Here is an 18,675-nt window from a genome sequence, read left to right as displayed (position 1 = left end):
CACTCATATCTCCCTTGATAACAGATAATACTTTTAACCGGATTTATTAAAATTCTTTTCCCAATAAATACCGCATTGCTTTTCAGGTTATCTCCTCGTTTCAGGGTTTAATTTTTATTAAAAATATAGATCTACTTTGATGAATGAAATAGAAAAAAAAACAATATCATTAATTAAATTAATAATAATGATATCTAATAGGAATCATCCTGCCGCATCAAATAAAAACTTAAGCGATAATGATGATTACAGCTCTGCTTTAAGCAAAATACAAAAAGAATACAATATTAAAGTTAAGAATAAACATTCTATAAATAAGAAGTTAGATGACATTTCTTTACCCGCTATTTTATTCGAAAACGACGGGCAACCTTTCGTTTTGGCAAAATATGATGAACAACGGGTATTGATCCAAAGACCTCATCAGGAAGCATCTGAGATCTTAGATAAAGCAGAATTTATCAGTCTATGGAGTGGCAAGTGGTTAAAAATAAAACAAAGAAGTAGCCAGTTTAATATTCGCTGGTTTATTCCTGAGTTTGTCAGGCAAAAGAAAAACCTGACGGAGATACTGCTGTTCTCTTTCGTTTTGCAAATTCTGGCACTTATCTCACCTCTGGTCGTGCAGGTTGTCATGGATAAGGTTCTTGTCCATCAGGCATTTTCCACGCTGGATGTACTGATTTTCGGGCTAGTGATCGCCGGACTGATTGAAGTGCTCCTGCGGGGATTACGCGAATATCAGTATGCCCACACAGCCAACCGGATTGACATCAAACTCGGGCTGAAACTGGTTAAGCACCTGTTCGGCCTGCCTTTGCTGTTTTTCAAATCCCGTCAGGTGGGCGCGATTGTGACGCGGGTGCGGGAACTGGAAACGGTGAGGGAGTTTTTAACCGGCTCCATGTTCACGCTGTGTATTGATGTCTTGTTCATGTTCGTATTTATTTACGTCATGAGCCTGCTGTCCGGTACGCTGACGCTCATTTTTCTGCTTACCATCCCCTGTTATGCCCTGCTTGCATGGTGGGTTACCCCAAAAATTGAACAGGCAGTGGAAAAACAGTTTACTCATTCCGCCATCAATACCTCTTTCTTAACTGAAACAGTCGCGGGTGCCGAAACACTGAAAAGTCTGGCCGCAGAGCCTCGCTTTATTCGCCGTTGGGACAGCCAGACCGAAAAAATGGTCAGCACCAGTTATGATGTACAACAGTGGGACAATCGTTCCGGTCATCTGGTGATGCTGTTACAGAAGGTAACCAGTGCAGTTATTATTTGGCTTGGCGCTTCAGAAGTGCTTTCACTGCACATGACGATTGGTCAATTGATTGCTTTCAATATGATGGTGAGCCATACCCAACAACCTTTGTCTAAGCTGGTGCAACTCTGGGGGCAATTTATCCGTTCACGTATCGCCATTGAGAAGCTGGGCGATATGCTGAATCTGCCAACAGAACAGCAATCAGGCAACCAACACGTTACATTGCAGGGCGCGATCGCATTTTCCGATATTGTTTTTCGCTATCAACCCGATCTCTCCCCAACCATCAATCATTTCACGCTAGATATCCGGGCGGGCGAAACCGTCGGCGTCGTCGGTACTTCCGGCTCTGGGAAAAGCACCCTTGCACGTTTGCTGCTACGGCTTTACACCCCGGAAAGTGGGGTAATCACGCTGGATGGCATTCCCTTGCAACACCTCAATATTGAATCCATCAGGCAACAAGTCGGTATCGTGCTGCAAGAAAACTTCCTGTTTAACAAAACAGTGTATGAAAACTTGTCCCAATCATGCCCTGATGCACCGTTATCCACCGTTATTGAAGCAGCGAAGTTAGCAGGGGCACACGATTTTATTCTCAAACTGCCGATGGGATATGACACGGTAATCGCAGAAGGAGGGCAATCCTTATCAGGCGGACAACGGCAACGTCTGGCCATTGCCAGAACCTTGCTGTCAGATCCCAGAATCCTGATCCTTGATGAAGCCACCAGCGCGTTGGATGACGAATCACAAGCCATCATTCAAACCAACATGGCATCCATTGCTCAGGGCAGAACTGTCATTACTATCGCACACCGGCTCTCTACAGTGCGCCAATGTGACCGGATTATTGTGTTACACCAAGGCCAGATTATTGAACAAGGTAGTCATGAACAACTTCTGCAACAGAGCAAGCACTACCGGAAACTCTGGCAGTTACAACAAGAACTAAAACAGGAGGAGCCTGCCCATGCTTAAGGCTATTTTGCACAAAGGGATCAAACGGTTCCGTACACCTACTCCCCACTATGACTTTTTGCCGACACATCTGGCACTATCACAACGCCCTCCCTCTCCGTTCGCACGTTATACGGCGATGACCCTGAGCGTTGGTGTGTTGGTCACCTTACTGTGGGCTTATCTGGGGAAGCTGGATGTGCAGGCAACGGCAACCGGCCGCCTGATTGCTTCAGGCCGGTCGCAAGTCATTCAGGCTTATGAACAGAGCCGCCTGATTGCCATCCATATTACAAATGGGCAGCACGTTGAGAAAGGTGCGCCACTGCTGACGCTCAATACACTTGGTGTGAATCAGGATATTGCCCGCTTACTCGAACAGCGCGACTACCTGATTGAAGAAGATATCCGCTATCAAGCTTTGCTGACGAAGTGTGATCCCAAATCCCTGCCTGCTTTCCAGCAACAGTCCGAAGGAAAACAGGAAAAAATCCTGATGCATTACCATCACGAAAAGCAGGAGTTCGATGCAATCGTGACCAATATCTACGCGGAAATGGAGGTCAACCTCACTTCCCAAAAAGCGCGGAGTAGTGATATACGGTCATTGAGCAATCTACGCGAAAATATCAGCCAGCGTTTGCAGGCTCGAAAGACATTGAGCCAAAAGCAGGTCATCAGCAAAGTGGAATATCTGGAACAAGAAAAGGAATTTCTGGAAACGGAAAGACTGATCGCTCAGCAAAAATCAGAACTCAGTATTTTCCAGACGCAATACAAGAGCCTGGAGGAACGTTTAAAAAGCACCAAAGTGCAAAAAGAGCGGGAATGGTTTGAGAAAAGAAAACAGGCTGAAATTCAATTAGCTAGTTTGAAACAAGAACTTTCTAAAATGCATGAACGGGAAGAACTTGAGATTGTGCGCTCTCCTGTGACGGGAACTGTCCAACAGTTGAGTGTCCATACTCTGGGTGCCGTTCTACAGTCAGCACAAAGTTTGATGGTGATTGTGCCTGATGAGCATGTACAACTCGCTGAAATTCAGATCCTGAACAAAGATGTGGGCTTCGTTCGTCCGGGTCAGCACGTCACGGTCAAAGTCGATGCTTTCCCTTATACCCGCTACGGTACAATCGAAGGCGAGTTACTCAGTATTTCACGGGATTCCACAACCGATGAGCATCTTGGCCTGGTTTTTCCGGCACAAATCAGCCTTAAGCAAAACAATATTATGGTAGATGGAAAACCGGTCGAAATCACGGCAGGCATGTCGATTGTTGCTGAAATTAAGACGGATCAGAGACGAGTAATTGATTATCTGCTCAGCCCAATTCAAGAGTATCAATCAGAAGCCTTGAGGGAAAAATAATCATGACTGACGATTATGCTCTGAATTGTATTGTCTATTTGGGAAAACAGTTCCATAAAGTCGCTTCTGTAGAACAACTGCATCATGTGCTGGGGCTGGATTCCCTGACGCTGACAGATTCACAACTGCGTGAAGCGGCTGATGCCATTGGGTTACACAGTAAATTTGATCGCCTGACACCGGATAGCGCCAGTACATTACCTTTACCTGCATTAATTGAAATCGATCAGCGTTGGTGGGTATTGTCAGAAATCCAACCTGATACGATCACTGTGCTCGATCCGACCAGCGGAAAATGCGAAGTGCGTACGTGGGATCAGCCTGCGCACGATGAGAAAGCGAAATCCGATAAGGGCAGTGTTAACCAATATAAAGTGCTGCTGGTGGCAGATAATACACTGACTAAACAACAGGTTAAATTTAGCCTGAGCTGGTTTTATCCTTCCATTTTCAGGCAAAAAAATCAGTTACGGGATATTTTCCTGTTTGCTATTGTATTGCAGCTTTTTGCGCTGGCAGCGCCCTTGTTGTTTGAAAATGTCATCGACAAGGTGCTGGTTGGGCGGAGTATTGCCAGCCTGCAAGTCCTCGGCATGGCGATGCTCGCACTGGCATTGGCTGAACCGCTCTATAGCTTCCTGCGTAATACCGTGTTTGGGCATATGGCCAGCCAGATCAACTCCGAACTTTCCGGCAGGCTTTATCGCCATCTTGTCGGGTTGCCCTTGCCTTATTTCAAGCAACGCCAAACAGGGCAAATTATCGCCAGAGTGCGGGAAATGGCGCATATCCGGCAGTTTTTGACCGGCTCTACCCTTATGTTGCTGCTCGACCTGATTTTTATCATCCTGTTTCTGGGTGTCATGTTCCACTACTCTACCCTGCTGACATGGATTGTTATCAGTTCGCTGGTACTCTACTTCCTGCTCTGGGTAGCTGTCGGGCCAATCATCCGACGCAAAGTAGAAAAAGAGTATGAAGCCGATGCCAATGCCACGAGTTTCCTGACAGAAGCTGTCACGGGTATCGAAACGATTAAAACTACCGCAACCGAAAAACGTTTTTTGCACCAGTGGCAAAAGGCATTGAGCCAGCAGTTGATCCAACGCTTTACGGCTCAGAAAAGCGGGCTGGCAGCGGGACAAGGGATCGCCCTTATCCAGAAAGTTGTTGCCGCTTTACTGTTGTGGTGGGGAGTCCGGGCCGTGCTTGATGGCAATTTATCTCCCGGTGAATTAATTGCTTTTAATATGCTGGCAGGTCACGTTACCCAACCGATCTTACGATTGGCCCAAGTCTGGCAGGATTTTCAACATACCCTGATCGCCCTGCGTCGGGTTGGCGATATTCTGGATGAACCCATGGAAAACAGTAAACAGGGGCTGGCATCAGCACCTGAGCTGGCAGGCCAGATTGAATTCAGGAATATACGCTTTCGCTATCATGCAGATACGCCAGAAGTGCTGGCAAATCTGTCGCTGGGGATTAAAGCAGGAGAGTTTATCGGCATTACAGGGCCGTCAGGCTCCGGCAAAAGCACGCTGACCCGACTGTTGCAGCGCCTGTATGTACCACAACACGGACAGGTTTTGGTGGATGGCATGGATTTAGCTATCGCCGACCCTGTATCACTACGCCGTAATATGAGTGTGGTTTTGCAGGAGAGCATTCTGTTTTCCGGCAGCATTGCAGATAACATTCGCTTGTGCAAACCCAATGCCAGTGATGAAGAAGTCTATCAGGCCGCAAACTTAGCGGGTGCCACTGATTTCATCAATGCGTTTCCACAAAAATTCGCTCATCCTGTCGGTGAAAAAGGGAGTAATCTTTCTGGCGGACAACGGCAGCGTATCGCGTTGGCGAGAGCATTGCTGAATGATCCCAGGATCTTGATCCTTGATGAAGCCACTTCCGCACTGGATTATGAATCGGAAGCGGCCATTATGAGCAATATGGATGAAATATGTCGTAACCGAACGGTGATTAGTATCGCCCATCGGCTGAATACTATTCGCCATGCCAACAAAATTTTCGTTTTAGATCAAGGGAAAATCGTTGAGTCAGGTTCACATGATGCTCTCGTGCAACAAGACAACTTATATGCCCAGCTCTGGCATCAACAAACCAAGTGATTTGGTGATTTTTTTATGACGCTGTTTACGACGACAAAAAAAGAAAATTCATTGAAGACATGAAGCTTATTTCGCCTTAGAATTAATTTCACAACGAAATTAACATAGCATCACAAAATGTTCTTAAGGAAGAGAATATAACTATGAAACAAGTCTCTATTACAGTTTTGGTTTTTTCTCACACATCAGTCACATCGGTTGCCATGCCGATTGAAATTCTCACCATTGCCGCCAACGCTATTGGCGGCCCGATTCCTCATGTCAATATTATTTCTCCAACCCAGCAAGGCATGATCGGTCAGGGAATGACCCATCAAAGCGTCAATAATACCAATGGCCTGTTTGGTGATCCTACGCCTACTGCCCACGGTACTCTCAACAATTATCTCCAGGACGCTCAGGAACCCGATATTATTCTGGTCGGCTCACTGGGATTTCCTGAATGGGAACCACGGCACTGTTCGAGGGAAATCATTGAGTGGCTTAAGGCGATGGATGAAAAACACATCCCTATTGTTTCAATCTGCTCTGGCACCTTTATGCTTGCCAAAGCAGGATTATTAAACACAGGCGCAACAATCCATCCTCACTTTTCCACTGAATTCAAAAAAATATTTCCCCATATCCCCCTCTATACCGACGAAAAGATCATCAGTGACAATCACCGTTTTTGCATTTCCAGCGCCTATGGGTGCGGAAGCGCCATGCTGAATATTGTTGAGTTGATCTACGGGCAATATGCCAGAGAACAATGCGCGAAATTCCTGCTGGGCGAAAATGATAATAAAAATTCGTCTGATTCCGCCTGTTTTGCCGCTTATCGCCAACATGCCGATTCGCTGATCCACAAACTACAAGATTGGATGCATGCTTTCCCCTCTGAAATTTTATCCGTCGCCGATTTAGCCAATAAAATTCATCTTTGTGAACGCCAGATGAAACGTCGTTTTAAAATCGCCACAGGGAAAACACCGATTCAATATATTCAACAGATCCGTCTGTCACAGGCCAAACATTGGCTGGAAAAATCACAGAAAACCATCGAAGAAATCAGCCATGAAGTGGGTTATGAGGATACCCGTTATTTCAGAGAGTTATTTAAACGTTGCAATGGATTAACGCCAAAAGAGTACCGCCAAAAATATCATCACTGATGAATGTTTGAAGGTTGATAAATATACTAAAGAAACAAGACAGGCAGTGGACAGAAAAACAACGCTACCGGTAGACAGCCTGAGACAAGCCGCGTTCTGGTTAATGACCACCGTTGATGACGCGATAGGAAAAAAAAGGATGGAATCAAATTTTGATGGGGCTGAAAATCTTGATTTGCTGACCTACATGATGCGAAAGACGTTTACATCGTAAAGGTCGATTCCGACAATCTCCCCCATCAACCAGTAGCGACACGCGTCCAGCTAAGGTATTATTGCCCGCTATATTATTGGTACACGCCCTTTATCAATTGAATTTATGGCAAAAGAACAAACTGATCGCACCACACTGGATTTGTTCGCAGATGAACGCAGGCCAGGGCGACCTAAAACAAACCCACTGTCCAGAGATGAACAGCTTAAGGTTAACAAACGCAACCAGTTGCGACGAGATAAAGTTAAGGGGTTGCGCCGAGTGGAGTTAAAACTCAACGAGGACGCAGTCGATGCACTAAATCATCTGGCAAAACAGCGTAATATCAGCCGTAGTGAACTGATTGAACAGATGCTGTTAGCCCAACTGGCAGAAAAAAATCACCTTGCCGATTAACGGCTTTTATTCAACAGCAATGAAGCGGCATCACCACACAAATCTGACAGATTTGTCATGGATGTTTGGTCAAAATAACGCTTTTCATTTTATTAAAACTGACATTTTTCCTGCTGATTTCAGCGTGATGTGTATAGCTTAAATACACGATAAAACAAGAGGTTAACCCATTTTATGGCAATAATAGGTATATTCTTCGGCAGCGATACAGGCAACACAGAGAACATTGCCAAAATGATCCAAGAAAAATTGGGCGGTGCTGATGTTGCTGAAGTCCACGATATTGCCAAAAGCAGCAAAGAAGACATTGAAGCCTTCGATATTCTGCTGCTTGGCATCCCAACTTGGTATTACGGCGAAGCTCAATGCGACTGGGATGATTTCTTCCCGACTTTGGAAGAAATTAACTTCGAAGGGAAACTAGTCGCTCTATTCGGTTGTGGTGATCAGGAAGATTATGCAGAGTATTTCTGTGATGCTATGGGCACCATCCGCGATATTATTGAACCTCGCGGCGCTATTATTGTAGGTCACTGGTCAACCGCAGGGTATCACTTTGAAGCTTCTAAAGGTATGGCTGATGATAACCACTTCATTGGCCTGGCTATTGATGAAGACCGCCAACCAGAATTGACTGATGAGCGCGTTGAAGCCTGGGTACAACAAATTAAGGCTGAAATGAGCCTGTCTGAAATTCTGGGTGCATAAGGGCATTAGCTTCCTTTCACACACTTGCATAATGTGTCATGATATCAGGTCTGGCATGGTTTTCATTTTGAATATCCATGCCTATAATCAACAACGTGAAACAGAATCATGATTCCCTCACGATACCCCTAAGTATCACAAGTTCACTTAACTCAAGTTACAGGACTGAATCCGCATGACCGACAACAATAAAGCATTGAAAAATGCTGGACTTAAAGTAACACTTCCGCGCTTGAAAATTCTGGAAGTGCTACAGGACCCAGAATGCCATCATGTCAGTGCGGAGGATCTCTACAAAAAACTGATTGATATCGGTGAAGAGATTGGCCTCGCCACTGTCTATCGCGTGTTGAACCAGTTCGATGATGCCGGCATTGTCACACGCCACAATTTTGAAGGCGGTAAATCTGTTTTTGAACTCACTCAGCAACACCACCATGACCATCTAATTTGTCTCGACTGCGGTAAAGTCATTGAATTCAGTGACGAATCGATTGAAGAACGCCAGAAAGACATCGCTGAACGCTATGGCATTAAACTTTCAAACCATAGCCTCTACTTATATGGTCACTGTGCTGTTGGTGATTGCCGCAAAGATAGCTTACTGCATAATGAAAAAGCATAATAAGCAAGCACAATAAAGAAGTGATTAACGTCGTTCGCTTCTCGTGTCTGGCTTAATCTGAATAAACCACTGCCGATTAGCTCACGCTAATCGGCAGATTGCTTTAGGCGTTAAATTTAAGCGTTAAAGTTTAACTTCGTCTATCCGGCTAAAACGTTTTCCATCGCTACTGACAGAACGAATTTTCACATTACTGCTGACGTAAGGCCGCTGTCTGTCATCGTAAATCTGCCATGTTTTTCCATCATCCAGTGAATATTGGATAACAACACCCGGCAACGCAACATTAGCTTCAAATACTCCGGCAACAATTCTTCCTCCCGGGACCGGCAAGCGATAAGCAATGTTGAGTTTATCCAGTTTGGTCAACTCATGCTGTCCCATCAGGTTAGCAAAACGTTCCCAATCACGATTGAGCACATCCGTATCAACATAATGGGTTATTCCACCTTTATATTCTCTACCCTGCTGATAATTCAATTCCCAATCAGCCTGATGCCATGCACGTTCCGCCAGCGGTAATAAGCGCGGGTAAATCATATATTCCATCTGTTCATCGGTACGCACGGTTTCACTCCATGATAGCCCTGACATACCATAGGCGCCCGGCCAACGTTTACTGCTATGGGTATTAAAACGGTTGCCATCGCGATCTACCGAAGTTTCCGCATTTTGTGGCATATTATTTGGGGCAAAGCTGAAAATTTTCGCCTCATCATTAAACCGAGTCGCCCAATAGTAGCCCCGCTCTTTCGGATGCACTTCATACGGCATATCAATGTAGACATAATCAGGGCTGGAAACGATGACTCGATAATCTTTATTCGCCCAATCATTTACGGTGTCATAACCTCCCCAATAAAGGGTATCCCAGAAATTGACCGCAACATGTTTAGTAGCAAAGTCTTTTGCTGACTTGGCATGTTTCAGACCATCCTGCCATGCCTGCATCGTGTCAATGCCGTGAGAGTTGACGATTTTACTTACTTCAATAGCAAAATAACTGGCAAGCTCATCAACATCGTTGATTACACCCTGCGCTATCATCTTCTGGCAAACCTGAGATTTAGCCCACGGCTTATCTTCGATTTTTTTGTTGATAATCCCCTTGCCCGGCACAATTGGCCCGTCTTGATCCTGATATCCGGCACCCAAACGAATATTTTTCGCCTCATCCCCGCCAAAATGCCATGTATTCAACGGTTGCCCGGCTTCTTTGTGCATAGCGGCAACTTCGCTAATCACTTTATCGATAAATCGCTTGGAAGAATCCATACATGGGTTCAGATAACTCCGACGATCATAGAACTGTACGGATGTTGTATTTGAGGTATCTGTCGGATCAAGTAAGCGATATTCATTGGCTTCCTGCTCTTTGCCTTGTGCCATAAGTTTTTTATAGCGTGCTTCCATTGATACAACAGCGGCACGGGCATGAGCGGGAATATCAATTTCTGGGATTACTTCTATCTGGCGGGCTTTGGCATAATTCAGAATATCAAGATAATCCTGACGGCTGAAATAACCGCTCCCCATGTTGTTGTTATTCGGCCCTGACCCCAATTGCGGCAACAGGCACTGAGTTTCACTCAGGTCATGGCAACGCTGACTGCCAACCTCTGTCAACTCCGGTAAACCGGGAATTTCCAAACGCCAGCCTTCGTCATCACTCAAATGGAAGTGGAACTTATTCAACTTATAGCTGGACATTTGATCGAGCAGACGCAAAACCGCTTCTTTGCTATGAAAGTTACGCCCAACATCAAGGAACACACCACGATATTCAAATCTTGGTGCATCTTTTGCTGTCAATGTAGCAATCTTCGGCGTACCGTTGGCAGGAAGTAAGGAAAACAGTGATTGCAGGCCGTAAAATACACCTGATTGATCAAACGCGACAATCTGTGCTCCTTTGGTCGTAATTGCCAACGAATAGGCGCCTTTTACCCGCCATGACCTTGTAAATTGGTCCGCATTGATTTGCGTCGCTATCCGATAGCCGCTATCTGTTAAGTCAATGTCCTGTGCTTTAAAACGCTCTCTGATGACCTTAATAGATTCGCCGCTCAACCCTCCCAGCTCTAATTTCACTCCACGGGATAAATCGACATCCTGTGAATGAATGGAAAGCTCCTTCGGTGTCGGAATTATCTGCCCGCGCAGTTTATCCTCACTGATTTTTGCTACCTGCTGATTTTTTGTGAAACGATTCTCCGCTGTCATCAGGATATTGTTATCCGTTACAGTGCGCTTCCATTGTTCACCTTCCAGATCAGATAAAAACTCACTGATGTTTTCAGTATCGGTATTCACCAACACCTTAGGCGTAGCATCGCCGGAGGTTGCATACCAACGTGGCATAAAATCCGTGCTGTAGATCTGCCAGTATTCCCCAATAATCGGCAGCACGATCTTTTCATTAGCCTTAATACCTGTGAATTTCTCGGTTGGCTCCAATTTATACAAGTCACCCGTCATATGGGTGATTTTGTATTGCTCATTATCCAGTTTCAGAACTTGGCGAATACTATGAAAATAGATCGCCCAATCAGAAGAATCGATTGCCTGATTACCATTGTTCAAGGTGATATTAACGCGATTACAGGCAGCCGAATCTGCGCCTATAATCGCGCAGTTTGTGCCATGCGAGCCAGCCTGATTATCAATGACTTTGAAATTGACTTTTAGCTGGCTCAATGAATCTACGATCTGTTGTGATGTCATTTCCGCATGGGTGTTACCTATAAATCCAACTGCCGTGATGAGTGCTGCCAAGGTACGTAATTTTATGGTTTTCATAAATTACCTCGTCCGAATTTCTTATTTTTTTCTCTGGGCAAATAGTGTACAGATTTTGCTAGCCAATAACCCTATATAATATGGGACTATAAGGCAATTTTTTAATCACAATTGAAGGAATCAATTTTCATTACAATACTTTTATCTGCACTTTCAGCGAACCACAGCAGCGGGTATGACGATAATCACTTTTGAGTTTTAACTCGAAATCTATTCAGTGTATGCCTTCAATCTATAAAGTCATTGGTGAGAAAAAAAGAAAAGTCTTTGATATACGTCTCAAAAAACAGATTGCAAAGCATACAGGGGACTTGTATTCGAAACTAACTGCGTTCATGATTAAATAATAACATTTAGTTATAATTTCATAAGTAATAATTTCTATTAGATATGATTGTTTTTTTGCCTTATAGGAGGTTTGAATGTTGCCTCATTTCCTGAAGCAGGTTCATAGTTATCCCGACAAAGTCGCAGTCCTCACACCTGAAAAATCGATTAATTATCATACACTCAAGCTGCAAGCAACGACCGTGGCGGGTTCGCTACGGTCGTTTGGAATTAGGCATGAAGAGCCTATTGCGATCCTGCTGCCACCGGGCATTGAACAAATCACGAGCCAGCTTGCCATTCTTATGGCTGGCGGAAGTTGCGTGCCTCTCGACCCGAATGTACCTCCAGCGCGCCTAAACGACATGTTGGACGATCTGGACGTGAGATGGACCATTACCGATTCACCAGACAGCTCCCCACCATTACACACCACACTCGTTTCATTTTCCGATCTTCTTGAAGGGGAAGACTTAGCCGAAACCGATAGCGGGATTGCTTGCCTGGCTCCACATCATCGAACCCATGTTCTCTTTACCTCCGGTACGACCGGTAAGCCGAAAGGTGTGCAGATCGAGGAAAAAAGTATTATGCGGGTCGTCGTCGATACGACATATATACATTTCACGCCTGAAGATCGCATTGCCTGCACCTGCAACCCGACATTCGACATCTCACTGTTCGAAATCTGGGGAGCACTCCTCAATGGCGCGACGGCTTTCGTGCCCCCTAAAAAGGATGTGCTGAACATAGAATATTTTCAAGCCGAACTGGCGAGGCGCGAAATTTCTATCGTCTTTGTTGCGGCAACGCTCTTCAATCTGATCGCGAAAACATACCCTCGGGCATTCCACAATATTCGCTATCTTCTGATAGGTGCCGAAGCGCTCAATGCCCACACGGTGAAGCTGGTTCTGGAAGCAGGCGCCCCCCCACAACATATTATTAATGGGTATGGCCCAACAGAAAGCACCATATTCGCGCTTTCACACGATATCAGTCTGGGCGATCTGGTTGATGGCAGTGTCCCTATCGGACGACCGATCGACCGTACCAGCGCATTTATTTTGGATGATAATCTGGAGCCGCTGGCACCAGGAAATCTGGGACAGCTCTATCTCGGTGGCAAGGGACTCTCACGGGGATACTGGAACCGTGACGAGTTGAATTCTGATCGTTTCGTACATGTCGCTATCCCCGGACATTCCCTACCGATGCGGCTTTACAAGACGGGCGATCTCAGTTGGCAGCGTGACGATGGCGTCTTCATGTATTCAGGGCGCATCGACAATCAGGTAAAGATACGCGGTCATCGTATCGAACTGGAAGAAATCGAAGTCCGGCTTCTAAAAAGCAAGGAGGTTAGTCTGGCTAGGGCCTGCGCTGTGAAAAACGAGGGGGAAGACGATTTCCTTGCCGCATTCGTTGTTCCTCTGTCGCCGGACACTTTCGACCGGGAGCGGCTCGCACGGGAATTGAGTGAGTATCTGCCTGCATACATGCAGCCTCGTCTTTTCGTCGTCGAGGATATCCCTATGACGCCGCACGGAAAGATAGACCAGCGCAAACTCATAGCGCTATTCACAAAGCGAGCGCCGTCTGAAGAACGACCCGCTGGCTTCAACGATACCGAATATGAGGTATATCGCATCTGGAGCAAGATCCTGAACAACAGCGAGATCTCGCTCGACGACAACTTCTTTCAAATGGGAGGCAGTTCCCTGCAAGCCGCTCGTCTTGTGATTGAACTCGCTCGTCAGTTTAAACAACACTTCTTGGTACAGACCCTTTACGAAGTACCAAACCTCCGACAGCTAGCCAAAATCGTTTCACAAGGCAATTCCCCACAAGCGCTGGATGAAATGGAGGAATGGTTGAGTGATGCGAAACTACCGGAGGATATCAAGCCATTGCCGAAGAAACCGCAGGACTGGGCGCATCTTACCAACGCATCCGTTTTTCTGACAGGTGTGACCGGCTTTCTGGGAGCGTTCTTCTTACGTGATCTCCTTACTCTCGGGAATATAAAAGAGAATATAAAAAACGTAGTTTGTCTCGTTCGGGCGAAAGACGATGCCATGGCATACCAACGTATTGAAGACACCCTTTCCAAGTATGGATTGTGGGAAGCCTCGTTCGCCGGGCGCATTAGGGCTGTGACTGGTGACTTGTCTCAACCCAAGTTAGGACTAAGCGACGAACTCCACGACGAATTGGCCAACACAAGCGATGTCGTTTTTCATCTGGCAGCAAATGTCAACTACATCCATCCCTACCGAATGCAGCGCGTCTTCAACATCGACAGCACGCTGAACATTCTTCGTTTCGCCACACAAGGCAAAGCCAAGGCCGTACATTACTCATCGACGATTGCAGCATTCGGTCCGGCGGGATTGCTGAACCCGACAACCCGTATCTACGAGAATGATAGTCTCATCCCCTATATCGAGGGCCTGAAATATGATACCGGCTATGCACAGAGCAAATGGGTTGTAGAACAGCTTATTCGACAGGCCCGGGAACTCGGCATTCCGTTGTCCGTCTACCGGCCGGGGTTCATTATGGGTGACAGCGTTCACGGTGTCGGCAATCCAAATGATTTCGTCGCACGCCTGATTAAGGGATGTATTGATATCGGCGTTTGTCCGCAACTGCCGCGCCAGCGAAAGGAATTCGTTCCGGTCGATTATGTCAGCACGGCGATTTTGACTATCGCGACTGACATACGGAACCTGGGTCAGGTTTACCACCTCGTTCCGCCGCAGATAGAGCAGTCCGTTGACATTGATGGGTTCTTCCACCTTTTAGAGGAATGTTATGGACATCCATTGCAGTCACTCCCTTACAACGAATGGCTCTCCAGGCTGACCGCCGATCCTCATTTGAACGATAATGCGTTGTTGCCCTTGCTACCAATGCTTTCTGAACGAGTCTACCATCAGTGGACCCGATGGGAGGCCAATGACAACATGCCGATCTATGATACCACGAACACAAATTCAGCCTTGGCTAATGCATCAATTCCGTTGCATTTTACCCCAATGGGAAAAGAGCTACTCTCAAAATACCTCGCCTATTATCTTCCCAAACTTCCTATCGATTTGGTTACTGCATCTCGTTAAACCTAAAGTGCCACAGATTGCACTGTCAGAATGACAAAGCGCCGGCTAAAAAACCAGCGCTTCATCAGTAAATTAAAGCGTGAAAATAATCACGCTTTTTTAGGGTGTGGATTAGGCAACCTGATTCACATTATTCCTGTGAGATTTTTGCCCAAGTATCACGCAGGCCAACCGTGCGGTTAAATACCAGATGTTCAGCACTTGAGAGGCAGCTATCAGCACAGAAATAACCTTCACGCTCAAACTGATACGTTTTTTCTGGCAGTGCATTTACCAACCCCGGCTCTACAAACCCTTTACGAACCACCAATGATTCTGGGTTGATAGTAGACAGAAAATCATCTTCCGCCCCAGGGTTTGCCACACTGAACAGACGGTCATACAGGTAAAATTCTGCTGGTACGCCGTGTGCAGCGCTTACCCAATGAATAACACCCTTAACTTTGCGGCCATCAGCCGGATCTTTATTCAAGGTTTGTTCATCATATTGGCAATAAATTGTCGTGATATTGCCTTCCGCATCTTTTTCAACATGTTCAGCTTTAATCACATACGCATTACGCAGACGTACTTCCTTACCCAGAACCAAGCGCTTATATTGACGGTTAGCTTCTTCACGGAAATCCGCGCGATCAATGTACAGTTCACGGCTGAACGGCACTTCACGGCTGCCCATTTCTGGCTTGTTCGGATGATTAGGCATGGTCAGAATGACTTCGCCTTCCGGCATGTTCTCAATCACCAGTTTTACCGGATCAAGAACTGCCATGGCGCGCGGTGCATTTTCATTCAGATCATCACGAATGCAAGATTCCAATGCTGCCATTTCAACGTTGTTATCCTGTTTAGTCACACCAATACGGCGGCAGAATTCACGAATAGAAGCAGCAGTATAACCACGACGACGTAAGCCAGAGATCGTTGGCATACGTGGATCATCCCAACCATCAACGATGTTTTCTGTCACCAACTGGTTCAGTTTGCGCTTTGACATCACTGCATATTCCAGATTCAGACGAGAAAACTCGTACTGACGTGGATGACAATCAATCGTAATGTTATCCAATACCCAGTCATACAAACGGCGGTTATCCTGGAATTCCAGCGTACAGATGGAATGGGTAATCCCTTCCAGCGCATCGGAAATGCAGTGTGTAAAATCGTACATCGGATAGATGCACCATTTATTGCCTGACTGATGATGTTCTGCGAACTTAATGCGGTAGATAACCGGATCACGCATAACGATGAACGGAGATGCCATATCAATTTTGGCACGCAGACACGCCTTACCTTCAGCAAACTCACCGGCACGCATTTTTTCAAACAAAGCGAGGTTTTCTTCCACGCTGCGATCACGGTAAGGACTGTTTTTACCCGGTTCTTTCAGAGTACCGCGATATTCACGGATTTCTTCCGCACTCAATTCATCCACATACGCCAATCCTTTGTTGATTAACTCAATGGCGTATTGATAAAGCGTATCGAAATAGTCAGAAGAATAGCGAATATTGCCACTCCACTGGAAACCCAACCATTGTACGTCAGTTTTGATTGACTCAACGTACTCGATATCTTCCTTAACTGGGTTTGTATCATCAAAACGTAGGTTGCACTGTCCCTGATAGTCTTGAGCGATGCCGAAATTCAGGCATATCGACTTGGCATGACCAATATGCAGATAACCGTTAGGTTCAGGCGGAAAGCGGGTATGTACGGATGTATGTTTCCCCGTTACCAGATCTTCGTCAATAATCTGACGAATAAAGTTTGTCGGGCGGGCTTCTGCCTCACTCATTGTTTTTTCCTCAATGCAAAAAGCGCTTCAACATAACCCTCTATAATCTATTAAGCTGAACCGAGAAACAATACTTTGTTCGTGGGAAATGGAGGAATGGGTAAAGTTAGCGTGTAAAAGCAGAAAAATAGCTCCCATCTTAGCCGATTGAAGCGATCTGATCATACGCAAACCCAAAAAGATCTACAGCTATCTCCTGATAATCCATGACCAACGGTAAGCTAATTAGAAATTATTTCTGTGTAACAGATTATAGCTGGTAAAAGTTAAAGATTCTGGCATCGCTGATATTACTTAATTTGCCGAAAAATAAGTTTATTATAAAAATTAATATACACTTCATATATAAAATTATTTAATTTTAATGATTACATGCGTATACATTAAAGATACCGACTTCTCTGATACAGAATTAAATTACCGCCTCAATATCAAAAGATATCGTACATATCAACAGAGAATGAAAATGAAGAGTTTATCATCAAGCAACAAAAAGATGATTATAGCAATAATCATTAATGAAAAATATATATCAAATCACTCTACAGATGGGTTTAAGGTCGGAGCTACATCATTTACATTAAAAATGGCTGATTACTTTATTAAACAGCAGGTTTTTGCCGGATTCATTCTCTATAAACGAGATGAGTCACTATTGGTTCCCAAAGTTGTGCAATTAGAAACAAATGAAATAAAGTATATAAAAATTTTCTTCAATTTTTCGATGAATTCAGAAGATATCAAAGAAGCCTTAGATAAGGCCCTATTAATTCTTTCTACAGATAATAACCATAATCCTAATATTTTTGCTTATTATCAAACAGATACGCTTCTCTCCTATCATCCGTCAAACATCCCATGCGGCGTCACACACCATGGCCCTTTTGTTGAGGATTTCCAGAAAAATTACTCACAAGAAGAAGCTTATCAAGCATTTGAAAATAAAGATAAAGCAGCTCACCTTCATAAACAACAATCCATAGGCATTAATACTCTGATTGATAAAGAGTATTTTGTTATACAACACTCTAAACTACAAGGTGATTATCTAATAAGTAAAGGCGTTCATCGAGAAAAAATAAAACAGGTTAATCCACCTATGTTTTCTTGCGAAAATCACGAATGCGGATCATTAGATCCTGATATAAGTCATTTTCTAAAAACGAATAAAGATGAAGTCTTGTTATTCACCGCGGTTGCCAGGTTAGATTACTTTAAAAATATAGAGTTATTAATTAATGCCTCTATTAACTTATTAGAAAAGGATATTCCAGCAAAAATATTAATCTTAGGTGATGAAGAGCATTATGATGCCAGAAGAGATATATTCTCTTCCATGATTCCTCAGGAATATAGAAAATACTTTTTAATTTCACATAAACTACCCCATACGGAACTATTCAGTATTTTTAATGCAATAAAGAAAAAAGCTATTTTTGTCTGTACGTCACGCTACGAAACGTTGGGGATTACTCCTTTAGAAGCAGCACTAAATGGCATCTATACCATTGTTCCTGATTTAAGCTCTGTGGAAGCTTCAACTTATTTCTCATCGGAAGATAAGTTCAAATATGACATAACATCACTAACTAAAAAAATAATTTCCATATATGATCAAAATTTATTTATATCTGATATACAACAACAAAACCTCAGATCCTTACTGTCAAAAGACATCTTCGAAGAAAGCATTAACAGGATTTATAAAGAAATTTCAACAAGTTGCAATTCACTACTTCCTTCCACTATTTAAATACTGTTTTTAATAAAACGTATAAATAGTTTCACATTAATGAGCACAGCAACG

At 44.5% G+C, this 18,675-nt stretch carries 12 protein-coding genes; 10 read left to right on the top strand and 2 right to left on the bottom strand.

What is annotated here, in order from left to right:
- Positions 1–139 precede the first annotated feature (139 nt).
- The 8 genes from AB204_RS17980 (at position 140) to fur (ending at position 8,822) form a co-directional block, all read left to right on the top strand.
- A complete protein-coding gene (locus tag AB204_RS17980) occupies positions 140–2,245 on the top strand; it encodes a peptidase domain-containing ABC transporter (RefSeq protein ID WP_047964758.1) in 2,106 nt (701 codons plus the stop codon).
- Positions 2,238–3,593: an HlyD family type I secretion periplasmic adaptor subunit gene (locus tag AB204_RS17975; RefSeq protein WP_047964757.1), complete on the top strand. Its 1,356-nt coding sequence runs from the start codon at positions 2,238–2,240 to the stop codon at positions 3,591–3,593. Before AB204_RS17980 ends, AB204_RS17975 begins: the two co-directional genes overlap by 8 nt.
- 2 nt (positions 3,594–3,595) lie before the next feature.
- Positions 3,596–5,725, top strand: coding sequence for a type I secretion system permease/ATPase (locus AB204_RS17970; RefSeq protein WP_047964756.1), 2,130 nt, complete (start codon positions 3,596–3,598; stop codon positions 5,723–5,725).
- A gap of 143 nt (positions 5,726–5,868) precedes the next feature.
- On the top strand, positions 5,869–6,879 hold the full coding sequence (locus AB204_RS17965) for a GlxA family transcriptional regulator (RefSeq protein WP_047964755.1): 1,011 nt from the start codon (positions 5,869–5,871) through the stop codon (positions 6,877–6,879).
- A 46-nt stretch (positions 6,880–6,925) separates the two neighbouring features.
- Entirely contained in the window at positions 6,926–7,093 is a 168-nt protein-coding gene (locus tag AB204_RS22870) for a hypothetical protein (protein WP_161796581.1), read from the top strand.
- Positions 7,094–7,198: 105 nt separating this feature from the next.
- Complete coding sequence (ybfE, locus tag AB204_RS17955) at positions 7,199–7,489, top strand: LexA regulated protein (protein ID WP_047964753.1); 291 nt, start codon at positions 7,199–7,201, stop codon at positions 7,487–7,489.
- Between the two features lie 174 nt (positions 7,490–7,663).
- A complete protein-coding gene (gene fldA, locus AB204_RS17950; RefSeq protein ID WP_047964752.1) occupies positions 7,664–8,197 on the top strand; it encodes a flavodoxin FldA in 534 nt (177 codons plus the stop codon).
- 175 nt (positions 8,198–8,372) lie between these two features.
- Positions 8,373–8,822, top strand: a complete 450-nt coding sequence (gene fur, locus AB204_RS17945) for a ferric iron uptake transcriptional regulator (RefSeq protein ID WP_047964751.1) — start codon at positions 8,373–8,375, stop codon at positions 8,820–8,822.
- 123 nt (positions 8,823–8,945) lie between these two features.
- Here the strand turns inward: fur and AB204_RS17940 are convergent, their stop codons facing one another.
- On the bottom strand, positions 8,946–11,621 hold the full coding sequence (locus AB204_RS17940; RefSeq protein WP_047964750.1) for a beta-N-acetylhexosaminidase: 2,676 nt from the start codon (positions 11,619–11,621) through the stop codon (positions 8,946–8,948).
- Between the two features lie 422 nt (positions 11,622–12,043).
- On the opposite strand from AB204_RS17940, the gene AB204_RS17935 reads away from it, so the two are divergent.
- Entirely contained in the window at positions 12,044–15,070 is a 3,027-nt protein-coding gene (locus AB204_RS17935; protein WP_047964749.1) for a non-ribosomal peptide synthetase, read from the top strand.
- A 130-nt stretch (positions 15,071–15,200) separates the two neighbouring features.
- Here AB204_RS17935 and glnS read toward each other — a convergent pair whose 3' ends face one another.
- The gene (gene glnS, locus AB204_RS17930) at positions 15,201–16,868 is read right to left on the bottom strand and encodes a glutamine--tRNA ligase (RefSeq protein ID WP_047964748.1); all 1,668 of its coding nucleotides are present in this window, start codon (positions 16,866–16,868) and stop codon (positions 15,201–15,203) included.
- 466 nt (positions 16,869–17,334) lie between these two features.
- Between glnS and AB204_RS17925 the strand changes: the two genes are divergently transcribed.
- Positions 17,335–18,621 (top strand): glycosyltransferase, encoded by a 1,287-nt coding sequence (locus AB204_RS17925; protein WP_047964747.1) that lies wholly within the window; start codon positions 17,335–17,337, stop codon positions 18,619–18,621.
- The last annotated feature ends 54 nt before the right edge of the window (positions 18,622–18,675 follow it).

Origin of the sequence: Xenorhabdus khoisanae (genome assembly GCF_001037465.1) — a bacterium.
GTDB lineage: Bacteria > Pseudomonadota > Gammaproteobacteria > Enterobacterales > Enterobacteriaceae > Xenorhabdus > Xenorhabdus khoisanae.
Note: the sequence above shows the minus strand (reverse complement) of the source record. Positions and strands in the feature narration are given on the sequence as shown.

Bases quoted from the DNA above. Each gene is read 5' to 3' on its own strand.
- AB204_RS17965 (WP_047964755.1), top strand. From the start codon at position 5,869: ATGAAACAAGTCTCTATTACAGTTTTGGTTTTTTCTCACACATCAGTC.
- AB204_RS17935 (WP_047964749.1), top strand. From the start codon at position 12,044: ATGTTGCCTCATTTCCTGAAGCAGGTTCATAGTTATCCCGACAAAGTC.
- AB204_RS17940 (WP_047964750.1), bottom strand. From the start codon at position 11,621: ATGAAAACCATAAAATTACGTACCTTGGCAGCACTCATCACGGCAGTT.
- AB204_RS17925 (WP_047964747.1), top strand. From the start codon at position 17,335: ATGAAGAGTTTATCATCAAGCAACAAAAAGATGATTATAGCAATAATC.
- ybfE (WP_047964753.1), top strand. From the start codon at position 7,199: ATGGCAAAAGAACAAACTGATCGCACCACACTGGATTTGTTCGCAGAT.
- fur (WP_047964751.1), top strand. From the start codon at position 8,373: ATGACCGACAACAATAAAGCATTGAAAAATGCTGGACTTAAAGTAACA.
- fldA (WP_047964752.1), top strand. From the start codon at position 7,664: ATGGCAATAATAGGTATATTCTTCGGCAGCGATACAGGCAACACAGAG.
- glnS (WP_047964748.1), bottom strand. From the start codon at position 16,868: ATGAGTGAGGCAGAAGCCCGCCCGACAAACTTTATTCGTCAGATTATT.
- AB204_RS17975 (WP_047964757.1), top strand. From the start codon at position 2,238: ATGCTTAAGGCTATTTTGCACAAAGGGATCAAACGGTTCCGTACACCT.
- AB204_RS17970 (WP_047964756.1), top strand. From the start codon at position 3,596: ATGACTGACGATTATGCTCTGAATTGTATTGTCTATTTGGGAAAACAG.
- AB204_RS17980 (WP_047964758.1), top strand. From the start codon at position 140: ATGAATGAAATAGAAAAAAAAACAATATCATTAATTAAATTAATAATA.